Here is a 17,423-nt window from a genome sequence, read left to right on the forward strand (position 1 = left end):
CTCATGGGTGTTGTGACGAATACCCGGCCAGATGGCAGGCCCGGGGCTGACCTGCCGCAATCTTTGCTAACAAATCCTAAAGAATCCTTGCCACTGCGCGCGGAGGTCGCAGCTGTGGCGCAACACACGCTTAGGTTGTGAATAATTTCATAACACAGCCCAAGGCAGGAGAGACGCCATGACAATGATGCCCAACGTGATCCAGTTCCAGCCGCGTCGCGCAGACCCCGTGATGCGCCCCTTTCGGCGCCCCCGCCTGCTGGTCCAGGCCGCCCGTGCCGGCCTGAACGGATGGAATCGCAAGCGGGACCTGCGGCGGCTTCTGAAATGCGACGACCTGCCTGAACCGGGCGCCGCCCTGCCCCGCCTTGCCGCCGAAGAGGCCCGGCTGGATCAGGCCCGGCGCGAGGCGCAGGCCGACTACGACCTTCAACGCCACATCCTGCTGCTGGTCGCCATCATCGCCGAAACCGCCGGTCAGATGCGGCACATGGCCCCGGTCGGAGGCGCGGCGATCACTTCGTTCGGAACAGCGATCCCAGCACGCCCCTGACGATGGCCTGCCCGGTCTTCGTCCCGATCTGCCGGGCCAGGCTTTTGCCGAACGCTTCGGCGATGCTGTCGGCGTTGCTCCTGCGCGTGGGCGCCCGGGGTTCGCGGATCTGGATCGACGGGTCGGGGCGACGTGCCCGCGGCTTTTCCATCGCCCACAGGTCATCGTCCAAGGGCTTTGGCGCGGCTGCCTGCTCGGTCCGGCGGGCCAGCAACTCGGCGGCGGATTCCCGGTCCAGCGCCTTGCCGTATTTCAACCCAAGGGCCGAAGCCGCGACGATCGCCGCCCGCTCGGCATCGGTGATCGGGCCAAGCTGGGACAGCGGCGGCCGGATCAGCGTGCGCTGCGCCACGCCCGGGACGCCCTTTTCCTCAAGCAGCGAGGTGACGGCCTCGCCCGTGCCCAGCGACAGGATCGCCTCGGCGGTATCGAAGGCGGGATTGGCGCGATAGTTCTGCGCCGCCAACCGCAGCGCCTTCTGGTCCTTGGCAGTAAAGGCGCGCAAGCCGTGCTGCACGCGGTTGCCCAGCTGGCCCAGCACTCCCTCGGGCAGATCGGCCGGGTTCTGGGTGATGAACCACAGGCTGACCCCTTTCGAGCGGATCAGCCGCGCCACCTGCTCGATCTTGGCGACCAGCGCCGCGGGCGCATCGTTGAACAGCAGATGCGCCTCGTCGAAGAAAAAGGCGATGCGCGGCTTGTCCGGGTCGCCCACCTCGGGCAGTTGCTCGAACAGTTCGGACATCAGCCACAGCAGGAAGGTCGCATAAAGCCGCGGCGCGTTCATCAGCCGCTCGGCCGACAGGATGCTGACCACACCCTTGCCCGAGGCATCCAGCCGCACCAGATCGGCAAGCTCCAGCGCCGGCTCTCCGAACAGCAGGCTGCCCCCCTCGTTCTCAAGCACCATCAGCGCCCGCTGGATCGCCCCCACCGACGCGGCCGAGACATTGCCATAGGTCAGGCTCAGTTCCTTGGCGTTCTGGCCGACCCAGACCAGCATGGCCTGCAGGTCCTTCATGTCCAAGAGCGCCAGCCCCTGCTGGTCGGCGACGCGGAAGGCGATGTTCAGGGCCCCCTCCTGCGCGTCGGTCAGGCCCAGAAGGCGCGACAGCAGCAGCGGGCCCATTTCCGCCGGGGTGGCGCGGACCGGGTGGCCGCGCTCGCCCCAGATATCCCAGAACGTCACGGGAAAGCCCTGGTAATCCAGCGGCGCGCCGATCTGCGCGGCGCGCCTGGCAAAGGCCTCGGCCAGACCGGCGTCGCCGCCGCCGGGCTTGGCAAGCCCCGCCAGATCGCCTTTCACATCCGCCAGAAAAACAGGCACCCCCGCACGCGAAAACGACTCGGCCAGCGTCTGCAAGGTGACGGTCTTGCCCGTCCCGGTCGCGCCGGCGATCAGCCCGTGGCGATTGGCATATTTCAGCAGCAGGACCTGCGGAACCGCGTGGCCTTCTCCGCCGCCGCCCAGCAGCACGGTTCCCCTTGCGAAATCAACGATTTCCGTCACCCCGTTCCCCCAGATCGGCAAAAAGATGCACAGCACGACGAAAGGACAATACAACCGTAACGAATTTGTGCCACTCTGTTCATGTCGGGGTTCGTGGTGGCGCGAGCCCCGATTTTCCTCCCTGTTGGACTGCCGCGCCTTCGGGCGCGGCTTTTTTCATGCAAGTGCCTGCTTCGGCGGATTTATGTGAATACAAGCGGGGTTTTGGCCTGTCTGACAAGGTGACCATTAGAACAGTTGACGGCTTGATGACTGCGTTCTAGCTTTCCGACCAATGATGACCGGCCAGTCCGGCAGGGAAGGGAAGCTTGGGGACCCGGGGTGCGCGTAACGCGCCCCGGGTCCCTTGCCTTTCCGGGACGGCGCATGTCCCGCCAACCTATCGCATGGCAAGGCAACACAAAGTTGACGGGCCGCCCGGCGAACGCCCCTGACAAGGATGCGGACGCATGATAAGTCGTCCCGACAACTTGGACCAAAGGAAGAGAACCATGGCCAACAGGACGTCTGCGGCTCTGCTCGCCGCCATCTTCAGCATCGCCGGAGCGACCGGCGCGATGGCGCAAACCACCGAGGCCCCGGCCCCCGCCGCACCCGCGGCTCAGGCACCCGCAGCCGATGCCCCAGCCACGCCGCCCGCGGCCGAGGCGCCCGCCGCCGGCACCGAGGCCCCTGCCGCAGCCGCCCCGGCCGAGACGGGCGAGCCCAAGGTCGGCCAGACCTATGCCCGCTCGACCCACGGCGACTGGACGCTGCGCTGCATGAAGACGGCGGAGGGCAAGGACCCGTGCGAGCTTTACCAGTTGCTCAAGGACGCGCAGGGCGCCTCCGTCGCGGAAACCTCGGTGCTGCCGATGACCGGCAACGTCCAGGCCGTGGTGACCTTCGTGGCGCCGCTGGAAACCGACCTTCAGGCCGGGCTTGGCCTGCAGATCGACACCGGCAAGGAGGCGCGCTATCCCTTCATGCTGTGCGCGCCGGTGGGCTGCATCTCGCGCATTGGCCTGACCGAGGCCGAGGTCGCCCCCCTCAAGAAAGGCAACGCGGCGACCGTTTCGGTCCTGCCCTTCGGCGCGCCCAAAGAGCAGATGGTCCGGCTGAACCTGTCGCTCAAGGGCTTTACCGCCGGCATGGATGCCCTGGTCGAGGCGAACAAGGCCGTGGCCCAGGCCCAGCCCGCCCCGGCACCCGCGCCCGCTGCCGCCCCTGCTCCGGCCCCGGCCCCGGCCCCGGCCCCGGCCCCGGCCGCCAAACCCTGAGGCAACCGGAATAGCAAATGACACAGGGCCGGGTCGCAAAGACCCGGCCCTTTTTCATGTCCGCAAGGCTTGGCAGGCCCGAAAGGCCTGCCGGATGCCCGTCCTATTCGACCGGCAGGGCGACAAAGCGCGGCTCGCCCGCGCGGCGGACAAGCAGCAGGATCGACTTGCGGCCGGCATCCTTGGCGGCCTGCACCCGCGCCTCGAGGTCGGACACTGTGGCAACAGGCTGCTGGCCTGCTTCGGTGATGACATCGCCCGGCATCAGGCCCTTGTCGGCGGCGGCACCCGCCGGATCGACGGATTGCACCGCCAGCCCCGGCGCGCCGCCCGGGATGCCCAGCTCGGCCGCAATCTCGGGCGTCACCGGCACCACTGTCATGCCCATCACGTCCAGGGTGGATTTGGTGCCCTGATCGCCGTCGCTGATGCTGGCTTCGCCGCCGCCTTCGGCCAGTTCGCGCCGGCCCAGCGTGATCGTCAGGTCCACCGGCTTGCCGTCGCGCATCACGGTCACGTCCACCGCCTCGCCCACCGGCGCATCGGCAACGCGCCGCACCAGATCGCGCGGGTCCTTGACGTCGCCGCCGGCAAAGCGCGTGATCACGTCGCCCGCCTTCATGCCCGCCTGCGCCGCGGGGCCGGTCGGCACATCCGTCACCATCGCGCCCTGCGCCGCATCCAGGCCCAGCGAATCGGCGATATCCTCGGTCACGGGCTGGATCTTGACGCCCAGCCAGCCGCGCCGCGTTTCGCCGAACTCCTCAAGCTGCTGGACCACCTTACTGACCACGTTCGAGGCCATGGAGAAGCCGATCCCGATCGAGCCGCCGTTGGGCGACAGGATTGCGGTGTTCACGCCGATCACCTGCCCGTCCATGTTGAACAGCGGCCCGCCCGAGTTGCCCCGGTTGATGGCGGCGTCGGTCTGGATGAAGTCGTCGTAGGTGCCCGACAGCGCGCGGTTGCGCGCCGAGACGATCCCGGTCGAGGCCGAGAAGCCCTGCCCGAGCGGGTTCCCCAGCGCCAGCACCCAGTCGCCGACGCGCGCCTTGTCGCTGTCGCCGAATTCGACGAAGGGCAGCGGCTCGGGGCTTTCGACCTTGAGCACGGCGATGTCCGTCTTGTCGTCCTTGCCCACCACCTTGGCGGGCAGGGTCTTGCCCGAGAAGAACTCGACCTCGATTTCGTCGGCGCCCTCGATGACATGGTTGTTCGTGACGATCAGCCCCTCGGCCGAGACCACGAAGCCCGACCCCAGCGCGTTCGACCGCTGTTCGGGCGCGTTCTGACCAAAGGGCGAACGGCCGTTCGGCCCCGGCGGCAGGCCCGGAAAGCCGAACTCGCGGAACAGGTCGCTGAACGGGCTGCCCTCGGGCAGTTGCGGACCGCGCGCAAGCGGCGTCGAGACGGTGGCCGTCGTCGTGATGTTGACGACGGCGGGGCTGACGCGCTCGACCAGGTCGGCAAAGCTTTCAGGCATCACCTGTTCCTTGCGCGCCTGGCTTTCGGGGGCCGCCAGCGGCTGGCCATTGCCCGCCTGAGCCGCGGCATCGCCCTGCGCGACCTGCCCGACCGCAGGGCTGAAGGCCAGCATGACCGCAAGTCCCGAGGCGGTCAGCAGATAACGGGCTGAGTGGTTTTTCATAGGGTTCGCTCCTTCGGTGCCGAGCATGCGCCGCTCGTGCCGCAATGTGCTCATGTTCAAGGGGATTTTCAGGCCCGTTGCAAATGAACCACGCTCGCAAAGAATGAACTGATCGTGACTTGCCGCGCGGCCAAGGTCAATGGGGCGCGGGTGGGTTGACGCGGCCCCGCGGCGGTGGCTTCAAGACCACGACCCCTGCCGGAGGATCCCGATGCGACGCCCTGCCGCCCTTGCCCTGATGCTGACCTGCCTGCTGCCGGCCGCCGCGCCCGCGGCCGACGATACCCAAAGCCTCAAGCAGGCCGTCTTTAACGACCCCGGCGCGCCGGTGCTGGGCAATCTCCAGGGCCGCGTCACCCTTGTCGAGTTTTCCGACTACAACTGCGGCTTCTGCCGCAAGGCCATGCCCGAGGTTGCGGCCTTTCTGGCCGAGCACCCCGACGTCCGGCTGGTGATCCACGAAACGCCCATCTTCGGCGAAGGCTCGCGCTATGCGGCGATGGCCGCGCTGGCCGCGGACCGGCAGGGCAAGTATCCGGCGTTCCATCGTGCGCTGATGCAGATGCGCGGGCGCGCGGAAAGGGCATCGGTCCTGCGCGCCGCCCGCGCGGTCGGGCTGGATACCGACCGGCTGGAGCGCGACATGCAGGCGCCCGAGATCACCGTCCGGATCGAAGCGACGCTGGATCTGGCCGATCGGATCGGGCTGGTGGGAACGCCCAGCTTTGTCGCGGGCGATCAGGCCATCTTCGGCTATCTGTCGCGCGAGGACCTGGCGGCGCTGGTCGCCGGCGGATCCTAGACCTTCATGTCGAATCCGAGGTGCTTGGCCACGGTGAAGATGTCCTTGTCGCCCCTGCCCGACAGGTTCACCACGATGATGTGATCGCTGGGCAGGGTCGGCGCGATCTTGATGACATGGGCCAGGGCGTGGCTGGGTTCCAGCGCCGGGATGATGCCTTCCAGCTGGCACAGCGTCTGGAAGGCGGCCAGCGCCTCGTCGTCGGTGACACTGACATAGTCGGCGCGGCCCTGATCCTTCAGCCAGGCGTGTTCGGGACCGATGCCGGGATAATCCAGTCCCGCGCTGATCGAATGCCCTTCCAGGATCTGGCCCTCGTGGTCCATCAGCAGATAGGTGCGGTTGCCGTGCAGGACGCCCGGCCGTCCGCCGGTCAGGCTGGCGCAATGCTGCATGCGGTCGTCGACGCCCTTGCCGCCGGCCTCGACCCCGATGATGCGCACCGTCGGATCGTCCAGGAACGGGTGGAACAGGCCCATGGCGTTCGAGCCGCCGCCGATGGCCGCGATGACGGTATCGGGCAGCCGCCCCTCGCCTTCCTGTTCCTCAAGCTGCCAGCGGGTTTCGCGGCCGATGATGGCCTGGAAATCGCGCACCATCGCCGGATAGGGATGCGGCCCCGCGACCGTGCCGATGCAATAGAAGGTATCGCGCACATTCGTCACCCAGTCGCGCAGCGCGTCGTTCATCGCGTCCTTGAGCGTGCCGCGGCCCGAGGTCACCGGAACCACCTCGGCCCCCAGGAGACGCATGCGGAACACGTTCGGCGCCTGGCGTTCAACGTCATGCGCGCCCATGTAGACGATGCATTTCAGGCCGAAGCGGGCGCAGACCGTCGCTGTCGCCACACCATGCTGGCCGGCGCCGGTTTCGGCGATGATCCGGGTCTTGCCCATGCGGCGCGCCAGCAGGATCTGGCCCAGCACGTTGTTGATCTTGTGGCTGCCGGTGTGGTTCAGCTCTTCGCGCTTGAGATAGATCCTGGCGCCGCCGAGCGCCTCGGTCAGGCGCGGGGCGAAGTAGAGCGGGCTGGGGCGGCCGACGTAATGCGCCCAGAGATCGTTCATCTCGGCCCAGAAGTCGGGATCGTCCTTGGCGCGTTCGTATTCAGCCTGCAGGTCCAGGATCAGCGGCATCAGCGTCTCGCTGACGAAGCGGCCGCCGAAGATGCCGAAGCGGCCTTGGTCGTCCGGGCCGTTCATGAAGCTGTTGATGAGATCTTCGGCCATGGCTCTCCTCGCGGGCGCTGCTGAATGGGTATTTGGGAAACAGTGAAATCCCGTTGGGGTTTCTTACTGCCGAAGGCCGGTTGGGTAAAGCTTACAGGACGGGCGCGGTCGCGCGGGCAACGAACTGACGGATCCGTTCCGCGTCCTTGACGCCCGGTGCGCTTTCCACGCCCGAGGACACGTCTACCCCCTGCGCCCGGGTCAGCCGGATCGCGGCGTTGACGTTTTCGGGCGTCAGCCCGCCCGCCAGCAGCCAGGGCTTGAGCATCTGCCGCCCGACCAACAGCCGCCAGTCGAAGGCCAGCCCGTTGCCGCCGGGCAGCGTCGCATCCCTTGGCGGCTTGGCATCGACCAGCAGCATGTCGGCGGCCAGCCCATAATCCCACAGTTGGTCCAGGTCGGCGGGTTCGGCGATGCCCACGGCCTTCATCACCGGCAGGCCGGTCAGAGCCTTGACCTCGGCAACGCGGGCCGGGGTTTCGGTGCCGTGAAGCTGGACGATGTCCAGCGGCACCCGGCCCAGCACCGATTGCAGCGCGGCGTCGTTGGGATCGACGAACAGACCCACGCGCGCGATGCCGACGGGCACCCGGGTCGCCAGTTCGGCCGCTTGTTCTGGCGTGACGTGGCGTGGGGATTTCGGGAAGAACACAAAGCCCAGGTAGCGCGCGCCAGCAGAGACGGCGGCATCCACCGCCCCAGCATCCTTCAGCCCGCAGATCTTGACCGAAACGGGCATCAGCGGGTCGCGGGCAGCGCCGTGCGTGGCCGGGCAGCGGAATCGTCCAGGATCGCCAGAACCTCGTCCCGGGGTTCGGCGTGCTTGCGGCGGATGTCGCCCACCTCGCGTTCAAGCCGGGCGAGTTCCTGGGCACGGGCCCGCGCCTCGGCTCGGATGCCGGATTCGCGCAGCCATTCCCAGACCAGCCCCACGATCAGGCCGAAGACCATGGCCAGGAACAGCGCCAGGAACGCCGGCAGGCTGAGCGACCACTGGCCGCCGGTAAAGCGCGCCAGGCTTTCGGGAACAAGACTGACGGTGATGGTGCCGCGGTTCGCCGTGGCAACGAGGACCAGCACGATGGCTAGGACCGCAAGAAAGAAAAGCCGGATCGCCCGCATGAGTCACCCCAGGAAATTGCCCGGCCAATCTGGACTATTCGCCGTCGCCGTTCAACCGCTCGCGCAGCAACTTCCCCGTCTTGAAGAAGGGAACGTGCTTTTCGTCGACGCTGACGGATTCGCCGGTGCGCGGATTGCGGCCCTGGCGGGCATCGCGTTTCTTGACGGAAAAGGCGCCAAAGCCGCGCAATTCCACCCTGTCGCCGCGCGCCATGGCATTGATGATCTCCTCGAAGACCGTATTCACGATCCGCTCGACATCGCGCTGGAAGAGGTGGGGGTTCTCTTCGGAGATCTTCTGGATCAGTTCTGATCGGATCATTGCGGTTCCCGAATTTGGCTTTCAATCATTCCCTGCCCCGGCAATCTTAGAACAGCCTTGGCAGCACGCAATGGCAGAACGCGTTGTTCCTGAAAGGGTTGCGAATTTTTTGCGGCCCGGACCAAAGGCAGACATGAAAACGCCCCCGGCCCGCAGGCCGGAGGCATCCTTGCGATCCGAAAGGATCAGTTCTTGTTCTTGAGCGCGGCGCCCAGGATGTCGCCCAGCGAGGCGCCCGAGTCGGACGAGCCGAACTGTTCGACGGCCTCACGCTCTTCGGCGATCTCGCGCGCCTTGATCGACAGGCCCAGACGGCGGGTCTTGGTGTCGATGTTGGTGACGCGCACATCGACGTGGTCGCCGACCTGGAAGCGCTCGGGGCGCTGGTCCTGACGGTCGCGGGCCAGGTCCGAACGGCGGATGAAGGATTTCATGCCGTTGTACTCGACCTCGATGCCGCCTTCCTCGATCGCCGTCACGGTGACGGTGATGACCGAGCCGCGCTTGACGCCTTCGACGGCCTCGGCCATCGCGTCGTTTTCCAGAGCCTTGATCGACAGCGAGATGCGCTCCTTGTCGATGTCGACTTCCTGGACAACGGCTTTCACCACGTCGCCCTTGCGGAAGTCCTGAATGGCTTCTTCGCCACGGGTATCCCACGAGATGTCCGACAGGTGGACCATGCCGTCGATATCGCCTTCCAGGCCGACGAACAGACCGAATTCGGTGATGTTCTTGACTTCGCCTTCGATGACGGTGCCGACCGGATGGGTTTCGGCGAAGACTTCCCACGGGTTGCGCATGGTCTGCTTCAGACCCAGCGACACGCGGCGCTTGGCCTCGTCGATTTCCAGCACCATCACGTCAACCTCTTGCGAGGTCGAGACGATCTTGCCGGGGTGGACGTTCTTCTTGGTCCAGCTCATTTCCGAGACGTGGACCAGACCCTCGACACCGGCTTCCAGCTCCACGAAGGCGCCGTAGTCGGTGATGTTGGTCACGCGGCCGGAATGCACCGAGCCGATCGGGAACTTGTCGGCCACCGTGTCCCACGGATCGGACTGCAGCTGCTTCATGCCCAGGCTGATGCGGTGGGTGTCCTTGTTGATCTTGACGACCTGGACCTTGACGGTTTCGCCGATCGACAGGATCTCGGACGGGTGGTTGACGCGGCGCCAGGCCATGTCGGTGACGTGCAGCAGACCATCGACGCCGCCCAGGTCAACGAAGGCACCGTATTCGGTGATGTTCTTGACCACGCCCTCGACCGTCTGACCTTCGGTCAGGTTGGCGATGACTTCGGCGCGCTGTTCGGCGCGGCTTTCTTCCAGGATGGCGCGGCGCGACACGACGATGTTGCCCCGGCGGCGGTCCATTTTCAGGATCTGGAACGGCTGCTTCAGACCCATCAGCGGGCCTGCGTCGCGCACGGGGCGCACGTCAACCTGGCTGCCGGGCAGGAAGGCCACGGCGCCGCCCAGATCGACGGTGAAGCCACCCTTGACGCGGCCAAAGATGGCGCCTTCGACGCGCTCTTCGGCGGCATAGGCTTTCTCGAGCCGATCCCAGGCTTCCTCGCGGCGGGCTTTCTCGCGCGAGATGCTGGCTTCGCCCCGGGCGTTCTCGACGCGGTCCAGATAGACCTCGACTTCGTCGCCCACGTTGATGTTCGGGGCTTCGCCGGGGTTTGCGAATTCTTTCAGATCGACGCGGCCTTCCATCTTGTAGCCGACGTCGATGATGGCCTGGCCCGCCTCGATGGCGATGACCTTGCCCTTGACCACCGAACCTTCTTCGGGGGTGTCGATGCTGAGGCTTTCGTTAAGGAGGGCCTCGAACTCCTCCATGGTCGCTTTAGCGCACATATAAATCCAGTTTCCTTTTCGCGGTTTTCCGGCCATGCGGTTGTCTCCGCCGGTCTTTTTCTTGGTCATCCGGGATAAGCACAAAGGGTCGCGGCATGCGCCCGACCCTTGCTGAAGCGGCCCGTGATGGCCCCGTCACCTTATCCCGACGGGCGCCATATAGCGACAAATGCCCAAGGAAGCAAGGGTTTCAGCCGCTTCCGCGGGCTTTTTCGATGCTGTCGGCGATCAGGGCCGGGCTTGGGTGCGGGTCCGTTCCGCGATGGCGATGGCGCGGGCGATGGCGTCCTCGATCCGCAGCGCCGTGGTGTCCAGCGCCTCGGCATCGTCGGCGGGACGCATGGGGGCGACGTCGCGGGCAGCGTCGCGGGCGTCGCGTTCGCGCAGTTCCGCCAGGATCATTGCCTCGTCCGCGCCAAGTTCCATCGCGCGACGGTGCGCGCGCACGCTGTCGCTTGCGGTGACATAGATCTTGACCTCGGCCCCCGGGCAGATGACCGTGCCGATGTCGCGCCCGTCCAGGACCGCGCCGGGCTCGGTCCGGGCGAAGGCGCGCTGGAATTCCGTCAGCGCCGCGCGCACCTCGGGGATGGCGGCGACGCGGCTGGCGGCCTGCCCGGCCGCGGCGCTGCGCAGGTCCTCGCGCGCCAGGTCATCAGGGGTCAGGCTGCGCGCCGCCTGCACCGGATCGCCGCCCTTGGCGCCGACCGCCCGGTAAAGCAGGCCGGTGTCAAGGTGGGCAAAGCCGAAGTGCCGCGCAAGCGCGCGGGCGATCGTCCCCTTGCCCGAGGCGGCTGGTCCGTCGATGGCGATGGTAAAAGGCATGGCGTGGTCCTGGCGCTCGTCCCGCGTTCAATGCCTCAGGTGCGACGCAAGGTCCAGCGGATGCTCGCAGACCGCAGCGGCTTTTCGTGGATGCGGGTCGCCAGGACACCGCAATCGTAGCCGAGGTGACGCAAGGTTTCGGACATTTTGAAGCATATGGTTGACCTTCCCACAATAATCATGCCCTTGGGTGATACACCATGGACGATTTTGATGAAGAGTAGGGAGTTATTGCCCGCAGTCGAGGAACTTCTCGGCGCAAGAAAGGCCGAGGACGCCTGGACCGCTTTTGCACGCCAGGCCCTGCGACGCGGCTTTCCACATCAACTTTATGTCGCGTATCGCGTGCTGCGCGGCATGGGCGAACATGTCATCCTGGATGGGGTCGAACTGTCTTCGCTACCCTACCCGCTTGCGCGCGAAATCGTGAACCGCAAGCTGATGGACCATGTGCCGATGCGCCGTTGGATCGTGCGCAACCAGGGCGCGCAAAGCTTTGATTGGGCGCGCCGACGCAGGCTGGCGGGCAGGCTGACCGCCTCGGAGGCCCTGGCGCTGGAGATCTTCGAGCAGTTCGGCCATGGCGCCGGCATGGCCCTGAGCCTGGCCGACCGCGCGCCCCGCCTTCGCGGCGGGATCCTGTTCCTGGCGGGGGTCGGCGCCAGCCAGGAGATGGTCGATGCCCGCTGGTCCCATGCGGGCCGCGAGCTGGAGCTGCTGGCCAACCTGCTGCACCAGCGGCTGGCGCAACTGCCCTATCGCCGGGCCGAGGAGGTCCTGACCATCCGCCAGCGCGAGGCGCTGGAGCTGACCGGCCTGGGTCTTTCGACGCAGGATATCGCCGAGCGGATGAAAGTGTCCGTCGCCACCGTCGAAAAGCACCTGCGGCTGGCGCGCAAGGCCCTGGGGGCCAAGACGACCACCCACGCCGTACTGATCGCGTGCAGCCGGGGCGTCATCTTTGTCGATCCGGGCGAGGCGTGCAGCATGCAGCCCCCCGACCCTGACTTGGGGCAGATCGACACGCCCTGGAACTTTGTCAGTTTCGAGCAGCCGGGGCAGCCTGCCGGTAACGCATGACGCGCCTGCGGGCGGCGCGCAGACGAAAGGCGCCGCCCCCTGGGGACCGGCGCCTTGTCGTTCAACGCGAAGGGGCGATCAGGAACCGCTGAGGGTCTTGGCGACCTCGGCCGCGAAGTCCTCTTCCTTCTTCTCGATACCTTCGCCGACGGCGACGCGGGCATAGCCGGTGATCTCGACACCCGCCTCCTTGGCAGCCTGCTCGACCGTCACGTCGGGGTTGATGACGAAGGACTGGCCCAGCAGGGTGTTTTCCGACAGGAACTTCTTCATCCGGCCCGGGATGATGTTGTTGTGGATCACCTGCTCGGGCTTCGGCTTGGCGGAGGAGGCGTTTTCCTCAAGCGCCTTGGCGGTCTGGACCTGCAGCTCGCGCTCGACCACGGCCGGGTCGAGGGTGGCTTCGGACAGCGACAGCGGGTTCGTCGCGGCGATGTGCATCGCGAACTGCTTGCCGATCGCCTGCGCCTTGTCGGCGGGACCCTTCAGCGCGACCAGCACGCCGATCTTGCCCATGCCTTCGGCGGCCGAGTTGTGGACATAGGACACCACGGTGTCGCCTTCCAGGACGTGCATCCGGCGGAAGGTCATGTTTTCGCCGATGCGGGCGATGGCATTGGTGATGACGGTCTCGACCGTCTCGCCGTTCAGGTCGGCGGCCTTGACCACCTCGACCGACTCGCCGGTCTGCAGGGCGACCTTGGCGACTTCGGCGACCAGCGCCTGGAAGTCCGCGTTCTTGGCGACGAAGTCGGTTTCCGAGTTGATCTCGACCGCGACGCCGCGGCCGTCGGTCACGGCGACGCCCACCAGACCCTCGGCGGCGACACGGTCGGCCTTTTTCGCGGCTTTGGCCAGGCCCTTGGTGCGCAGCCAGTCGATGGCGGCATCCATGTCGCCCTCGGTCTCGGTCAGCGCCTTCTTGGCGTCCATCATGCCCGCGCCCGTCGTCTCGCGCAGCTCTTTCACCATAGCAGCGGTGATAGCCATCCCATGTCTCCTTAGCTCTTGAATGCGTCAGGCGGGGCTTATCCCCGCCTGATGACTGTTCCGTAAAAAACCCCGCCGCCGCAGGCCGCGGGGCCGTTCCGATCAGGCGTCGGCGGTTTCTTCGGTGGCTTCGCCGGCCAGCTCTTCCTCGACCGAGGCTTCCAGCGCGCCCAGGTCGACGCCGGCGGCGCCCATCTGCGCGGTCATGCCGTCCAGAGCGGCGCGCGAGGCCAGGTCGCAATACAGCGCGATGGCGCGGGCGGCGTCGTCGTTGCCCGGGATGATATAGTCAACGCCCTTGGGCGAGCAGTTGGTGTCGACGACCGCGACGACCGGGATGCCCAGTTTCTTGGCTTCCAGGATGGCCAGGTCTTCCTTGTTCACGTCGATGACGAACAGCAGGTCCGGCAGGCCGCCCATTTCGCGAATCCCGCCCAGCGAGGCCTGCAGCTTGGCCTGCTCGCGTTCCATCTGCAGACGCTCTTTCTTGGTCAGGCCCTCGGCGCCCGAACCCAGCGTCTCGTCAAGCGCCTTCAGGCGCTGGATCGACTGCGACACGGTCTTCCAGTTGGTCAGCGTGCCGCCCAGCCAGCGGTGGTTCATGTAGAACTGCGCCGAACGCTCGGCGGCGTCGGCGATGGCTTTCTGGGCTTGACGCTTGGTGCCGACGAACAGCACCCGGCCGCCCTTGGCGACGGTGTCGCGCACGACCTGCAGCGCCGCGTCCAGCATCGGAACGGTCTGGGTCAGGTCGAAGATGTGGATGCCGTTGCGTTCACCATAGATGAACTCGGCCATGCGGGGGTTCCAGCGCTGCGTCTGGTGGCCGTAGTGAACGCCAGCTTCAAGAAGCTGACGCATGGAGAATTCGGGAAGCGCCATTCCATGTTCCTTTCCGGTTTGCGCCTTGGCGGGGTTTTCAGGGCAGATGCCCCAACCGGTGGACCGTCGAAGGATTTCTCCCTCCGAAGGCCCGACCCCACCTGTGAAGTGCGCGCGAGATAGTCCTTTTGCCAAGCCATTGCAAGCCCTGTCGGCACGGGAAGCGCTTGCACCGCGCCGCGTCCTTCGCTATCCGGGCTGCGGGCCGGTTTAGCTCAGCGGTAGAGCAGCGGTTTTGTAAACCGAAGGTCGGGGGTTCAATCCCCTCAACCGGCACCACCATTTCCCCAGCAATCGCTACATTTCCCTTGTATTGCTGGGCCAAAACCCGTTCTGATGTTACAAATCTTGTAACAAACGGACCCCTCACATGGCTGGCGCGAACCGCTACCTCTTGAACCGAGACGGCAGATTTTTTGCCCGACTGGTAGTGCCCAAAGAACTGCGCGGCTTGGTCGGCAAGACGGAACTGCGGGCACCCCTCGGGCCGGATCGCAGGACCGCCATGAGGCTGTTGCCGGGCGCGGTGGCGCAGCTTCAACACCAGATCGCCCAGGCAGAGCGCGCGGGAACGCCCGCCACTACAGTCACCCGCTATCCTCTCGCCCCGGATCAGATCGCGCTTATTTCGTATCGCGACAGGCTCCGGCAGGACGATGAGGCCCGCAAGGCAAGTCCGGCGTGGGCGTCGTTGGATGTTGATCTTGACTATGCTGCGGCACTGCGGGCCGGCATGGCAGGCCGTTTGACCGATGCAGCATTGCAGGAACTGGTTGGGCAGCGCATTGCTCGATTCCGCGAGATCGGCAGCACGGACGCCCTACCCGGCTCGACCGAATGGCGCAATCTGGCGCAGATGCTATGCACAGCCGAATATGAAGCATTGGCGCGGGTGGTGGAACGTGACGAAGAAAACTTCAACGGCCAGCCTGGATCGCCTGTTCTTGCCAACGCCACGGCCCCCGAGGATGAACCCAAGCCGGTGAAGCTGTCGCAGCTATGGAAAGACTATGTGGCGTCGCGCCAGTCGGCAGGCTTCATGAAGGATGGCGGGCGTCGCAGTGCAATCGTCATTGTGAGCCTGCGCAAGTTCCTCGGACACAACGACGCCCGCCAGATCACCCGCAAGAACTTGCTCGACTGGCGCGACCATCTGCTGAAACACCTTAGCGCGCATCACCGGGGCTTTCTCATGTCGTGACGTTACGTCACTTCGCCCATTCCTGCGTCCGTCACAATGTTACAAATATAACATTAACTTTCTTTTTCAATCCATTGATTTAAACATATATTATTGATTTTCCTCTAGAGTTAAATTCCCTCAACCGGCACCACAGCCCTTCATTCCCGCACGAACCGCCTCCTGTCCGAAACGGCATGTTTTCAGGGGCTTCCGGTCCCTTCATCCCCGATCGGATTAAGTGTTTCGGAGTGTTTTCATGTTCAGGATCGTCGCGACCTGCCTTGCCGGGCTGGTCCTTGCCGCACCCGCCATGGCGCTGGACCTTTCGGTGCCGTCTGTCTCGCATCGGCAGTTTCAGCCGATAGCAACAATCAGGCGCCCGCCCGGCGATGAACCGGGCGGGCGTCGCGCCTTAGACCTCTTCCCGGCCCGAGGCGAGGATGCACAGCAGCGTGATGACCGCGGCGCCCAGCATGTAATAGCCCACATGGCTTAGCCCGTAGGTCTTTTGCAGCCAGGTCGCGGCATAGGGCGCCAGCGACGCACCGAAGATGCCGGCGAAGTTGAAGGTGATCGAGGCGCCGGTATAGCGCACCTTCGTCGGGAAGGGCGCGGCCAGCGCCGCCCCGATCACGCCATAGGTCAGGCCCATCAGGAACATGCCAAGCGCGATGAAGGCATAGATCCGCGCCTCGCCGCCGCTCATCAGCGGGGCCAGCGTGAACGAGAAGGCCGCGATCAGCACCGTCACCACGATCAGGAAGGGACGCCGGCCCAACCGGTCGGCGATCTTGCCGGCGATGGGGATGGCGATGCCAAAGATCACCGCGCCCAGGATCTGCATTTTCAGCGCGTCCAGGAACGGGATCTGCAGGACCTTGACGTTATAGGACAGAAGCCAGGCCGAGCAGATGTAGAACAGCACGAAGGTCACCAGCGCGACGAACGTGCCCAGGAACAGGCTGCGCTTGTAGTTGCGAAACACCTCGACGACCGGGACCGACACGCGCTGGTCGCGCTTGACGGCCTCGGCGAACTCGGGGGTTTCGGTGATGGACAGCCGCACCCACAGCCCCAGCACGATCAGCACGATGGAGGACAGGAACGGCAGCCGCCAGCCCCAGGCCAGCAGGTCCTCCTGGCTCATGAAATGCAGCAGCACCCAGAAGAAGCCGGAGGACAGGAACAGCCCGACCGGCGCGCCCAACTGGGGGAACATGCCGTACCAGCTGCGCTTGCCCTCGGGCGCGTTCTCGGTGGCCAGCAGCACCGCCCCGCCCCATTCGCCACCCAGGCCGAAGCCCTGCCCGAACCGGCACAGCGCCAGCAGCGCCGGCGCCGCGACGCCGATCTGGGCATAGGTCGGCAACAGCCCGATCACGACGGTCGAAACGCCCATCGTCAGCAGCGCCGCGACCAGCGTGGCCTTGCGTCCGATCCGGTCGCCGAAATGGCCGAACACGACGGCGCCCAGCGGGCGGGCAAAGAACGCGATCGAGAATGTCGCGAACGAGGCAAGCAAGGCCGTCGTCGCGTCCGAGGCGGGAAAGAACAGCGCCGGAAACACCAGCACGGCGGCGGTGGCATAGACATAGAAGTCGAAGAATTCGATGGTGGTGCCGATCAGGCTTGCCAGCAGGACCTGCGCCGGCGAATTCGTGCGCTTTCCGCCTAGCGCAGCCCGGCGGGGCGCCTCGAGGTTGTGGTCAGTCATTTTCTTGAGTCCGCAAATTTCGGGGGTTTTCGGGCGTCACCCGGGACGCCTTGGCAGGCTGCCCCTATCCCATTCCGCAGCCGAGTTGAATGGCAGGCGACAGGAAAATTGCGGCTTCGTGACGGCGTCGCGCAACAGCATTGCCGATTTTCCGCCCTAGAGTCAGGACTCACAACCCATAGATGACGGTTGCGGCGAGAGCGCAGGCTGAGAGGAACAGGATCGGGCAGCGGTCGTATCGGATTGCGATCCGCCGCCAATCCTTGAGGTGTGCGAACATGTTCTCGATCCGGTGACGCAGGCGATAGATGCTGGCGTCGTGCGGGATCGGGGCCTTGCGGCCGGTGCGGGAGGGGATGCACGGCGAAATGCCCCTCTCGATCAGCGCGTTGCGGAACCAGTCGGCGTCATGGCCCCGGTCTGCAAGCAACGCCCCGGC

17 protein-coding genes and 1 tRNA gene are annotated in these 17,423 nt (G+C 65.8%); 6 read left to right on the top strand and 12 right to left on the bottom strand.

The features are described from left to right. Positions 1–178 precede the first annotated feature (178 nt). Entirely contained in the window at positions 179–553 is a 375-nt protein-coding gene (locus BU28_RS23285) for a DUF6477 family protein (protein ID WP_223850398.1), read from the top strand. Here the strand turns inward: BU28_RS23285 and BU28_RS0115500 are convergent. Further along, positions 516–2,063: a helicase HerA-like domain-containing protein gene (locus BU28_RS0115500; RefSeq protein WP_028720282.1), complete on the bottom strand. Its 1,548-nt coding sequence runs from the start codon at positions 2,061–2,063 to the stop codon at positions 516–518. The genes BU28_RS23285 and BU28_RS0115500 overlap by 38 nt on opposite strands. A 491-nt stretch (positions 2,064–2,554) precedes the next feature. Between BU28_RS0115500 and BU28_RS23290 the strand changes: the two genes are divergently transcribed. Beyond that, on the top strand, positions 2,555–3,322 hold the full coding sequence (locus BU28_RS23290; protein WP_036763084.1) for an invasion associated locus B family protein: 768 nt from the start codon (positions 2,555–2,557) through the stop codon (positions 3,320–3,322). A gap of 103 nt (positions 3,323–3,425) precedes the next feature. Here the strand turns inward: BU28_RS23290 and BU28_RS0115510 are convergent, their stop codons facing one another. After that, positions 3,426–4,970: a DegQ family serine endoprotease gene (locus BU28_RS0115510; protein WP_028720283.1), complete on the bottom strand. Its 1,545-nt coding sequence runs from the start codon at positions 4,968–4,970 to the stop codon at positions 3,426–3,428. Positions 4,971–5,181: 211 nt separating this feature from the next. On the opposite strand from BU28_RS0115510, the gene BU28_RS0115515 reads away from it, so the two are divergent. Then, positions 5,182–5,772, top strand: a complete 591-nt coding sequence (locus BU28_RS0115515) for a DsbA family protein (protein WP_028720284.1) — start codon at positions 5,182–5,184, stop codon at positions 5,770–5,772. Here BU28_RS0115515 and trpB read toward each other — a convergent pair. The 6 genes from trpB to BU28_RS0115545 all read right to left on the bottom strand — a co-directional run bounded on the left by trpB (position 5,769) and on the right by BU28_RS0115545 (position 11,135). Next, positions 5,769–7,001 (bottom strand): tryptophan synthase subunit beta, encoded by a 1,233-nt coding sequence (gene trpB / locus BU28_RS0115520; protein ID WP_028720285.1) that lies wholly within the window; start codon positions 6,999–7,001, stop codon positions 5,769–5,771. The genes BU28_RS0115515 and trpB overlap by 4 nt on opposite strands. A gap of 91 nt (positions 7,002–7,092) precedes the next feature. Then, positions 7,093–7,740, bottom strand: coding sequence for a phosphoribosylanthranilate isomerase (locus BU28_RS0115525; protein WP_028720286.1), 648 nt, complete (start codon positions 7,738–7,740; stop codon positions 7,093–7,095). Further along, positions 7,740–8,123 carry a LapA family protein gene (locus tag BU28_RS0115530; protein WP_028720287.1) on the bottom strand — a complete coding sequence of 128 codons (384 nt, stop codon included), beginning with the start codon at positions 8,121–8,123 and terminating at the stop codon, positions 7,740–7,742. Before BU28_RS0115530 ends, BU28_RS0115525 begins: the two co-directional genes overlap by 1 nt. 34 nt (positions 8,124–8,157) lie before the next feature. Then, on the bottom strand, positions 8,158–8,445 hold the full coding sequence (gene ihfB, locus BU28_RS0115535) for an integration host factor subunit beta (RefSeq protein ID WP_028720288.1): 288 nt from the start codon (positions 8,443–8,445) through the stop codon (positions 8,158–8,160). A 185-nt stretch (positions 8,446–8,630) separates the two neighbouring features. Then, entirely contained in the window at positions 8,631–10,310 is a 1,680-nt protein-coding gene (gene rpsA, locus BU28_RS0115540; protein ID WP_028720289.1) for a 30S ribosomal protein S1, read from the bottom strand. A gap of 228 nt (positions 10,311–10,538) precedes the next feature. Further along, positions 10,539–11,135 (bottom strand): (d)CMP kinase, encoded by a 597-nt coding sequence (locus BU28_RS0115545; RefSeq protein WP_028720290.1) that lies wholly within the window; start codon positions 11,133–11,135, stop codon positions 10,539–10,541. Positions 11,136–11,366: 231 nt separating this feature from the next. On the opposite strand from BU28_RS0115545, the gene BU28_RS23295 reads away from it, so the two are divergent. Next, the gene (locus BU28_RS23295) at positions 11,367–12,215 is read left to right on the top strand and encodes a helix-turn-helix transcriptional regulator (RefSeq protein WP_051578241.1); all 849 of its coding nucleotides are present in this window, start codon (positions 11,367–11,369) and stop codon (positions 12,213–12,215) included. 78 nt (positions 12,216–12,293) lie between these two features. Here BU28_RS23295 and tsf read toward each other — a convergent pair whose 3' ends face one another. After that, on the bottom strand, positions 12,294–13,205 hold the full coding sequence (gene tsf / locus BU28_RS0115555; RefSeq protein WP_028720291.1) for a translation elongation factor Ts: 912 nt from the start codon (positions 13,203–13,205) through the stop codon (positions 12,294–12,296). Positions 13,206–13,307: 102 nt separating this feature from the next. After that, entirely contained in the window at positions 13,308–14,087 is a 780-nt protein-coding gene (rpsB, locus tag BU28_RS0115560) for a 30S ribosomal protein S2 (RefSeq protein ID WP_028720292.1), read from the bottom strand. A 204-nt stretch (positions 14,088–14,291) separates the two neighbouring features. Between rpsB and BU28_RS0115565 the strand changes: the two genes are divergently transcribed. Both BU28_RS0115565 and BU28_RS26125 read left to right on the top strand, forming a co-directional pair. Further along, positions 14,292–14,366 (top strand) — tRNA-Thr (locus BU28_RS0115565). A 91-nt stretch (positions 14,367–14,457) separates the two neighbouring features. Beyond that, positions 14,458–15,288, top strand: coding sequence for a DUF6538 domain-containing protein (locus tag BU28_RS26125; RefSeq protein ID WP_198945013.1), 831 nt, complete (start codon positions 14,458–14,460; stop codon positions 15,286–15,288). A gap of 394 nt (positions 15,289–15,682) precedes the next feature. Here the strand turns inward: BU28_RS26125 and BU28_RS0115575 are convergent, their stop codons facing one another. Both BU28_RS0115575 and BU28_RS0115580 read right to left on the bottom strand, forming a co-directional pair. Next, positions 15,683–16,984 (bottom strand): MFS transporter, encoded by a 1,302-nt coding sequence (locus tag BU28_RS0115575; protein WP_028720293.1) that lies wholly within the window; start codon positions 16,982–16,984, stop codon positions 15,683–15,685. A 169-nt stretch (positions 16,985–17,153) separates the two neighbouring features. Beyond that, positions 17,154–17,423 (bottom strand): IS5/IS1182 family transposase (locus tag BU28_RS0115580; protein ID WP_028720294.1); only part of this gene is annotated, 270 nt, incomplete at its 5' end.

Source organism: Paracoccus yeei ATCC BAA-599, from assembly GCF_000622145.1.
GTDB classification, from domain to species: domain Bacteria; phylum Pseudomonadota; class Alphaproteobacteria; order Rhodobacterales; family Rhodobacteraceae; genus Paracoccus; species Paracoccus yeei.

What these genes read in the sequence shown, in the direction of transcription:
- BU28_RS23285 (WP_223850398.1), top strand. Translation starts at nt 179, where the DNA reads ATGACAATGATGCCCAACGTGATCCAGTTCCAGCCGCGTCGCGCAGAC.
- BU28_RS23290 (WP_036763084.1), top strand. Translation starts at nt 2,555, where the DNA reads ATGGCCAACAGGACGTCTGCGGCTCTGCTCGCCGCCATCTTCAGCATC.
- BU28_RS0115510 (WP_028720283.1), bottom strand. Translation starts at nt 4,970, where the DNA reads ATGAAAAACCACTCAGCCCGTTATCTGCTGACCGCCTCGGGACTTGCG.
- BU28_RS0115515 (WP_028720284.1), top strand. Translation starts at nt 5,182, where the DNA reads ATGCGACGCCCTGCCGCCCTTGCCCTGATGCTGACCTGCCTGCTGCCG.
- trpB (WP_028720285.1), bottom strand. Translation starts at nt 7,001, where the DNA reads ATGGCCGAAGATCTCATCAACAGCTTCATGAACGGCCCGGACGACCAA.
- BU28_RS0115525 (WP_028720286.1), bottom strand. Translation starts at nt 7,740, where the DNA reads ATGCCCGTTTCGGTCAAGATCTGCGGGCTGAAGGATGCTGGGGCGGTG.
- BU28_RS0115530 (WP_028720287.1), bottom strand. Translation starts at nt 8,123, where the DNA reads ATGCGGGCGATCCGGCTTTTCTTTCTTGCGGTCCTAGCCATCGTGCTG.
- ihfB (WP_028720288.1), bottom strand. Translation starts at nt 8,445, where the DNA reads ATGATCCGATCAGAACTGATCCAGAAGATCTCCGAAGAGAACCCCCAC.
- rpsA (WP_028720289.1), bottom strand. Translation starts at nt 10,310, where the DNA reads ATGTGCGCTAAAGCGACCATGGAGGAGTTCGAGGCCCTCCTTAACGAA.
- BU28_RS0115545 (WP_028720290.1), bottom strand. Translation starts at nt 11,135, where the DNA reads ATGCCTTTTACCATCGCCATCGACGGACCAGCCGCCTCGGGCAAGGGG.
- tsf (WP_028720291.1), bottom strand. Translation starts at nt 13,205, where the DNA reads ATGGCTATCACCGCTGCTATGGTGAAAGAGCTGCGCGAGACGACGGGC.
- rpsB (WP_028720292.1), bottom strand. Translation starts at nt 14,087, where the DNA reads ATGGCGCTTCCCGAATTCTCCATGCGTCAGCTTCTTGAAGCTGGCGTT.
- BU28_RS26125 (WP_198945013.1), top strand. Translation starts at nt 14,458, where the DNA reads ATGGCTGGCGCGAACCGCTACCTCTTGAACCGAGACGGCAGATTTTTT.
- BU28_RS0115575 (WP_028720293.1), bottom strand. Translation starts at nt 16,984, where the DNA reads ATGACTGACCACAACCTCGAGGCGCCCCGCCGGGCTGCGCTAGGCGGA.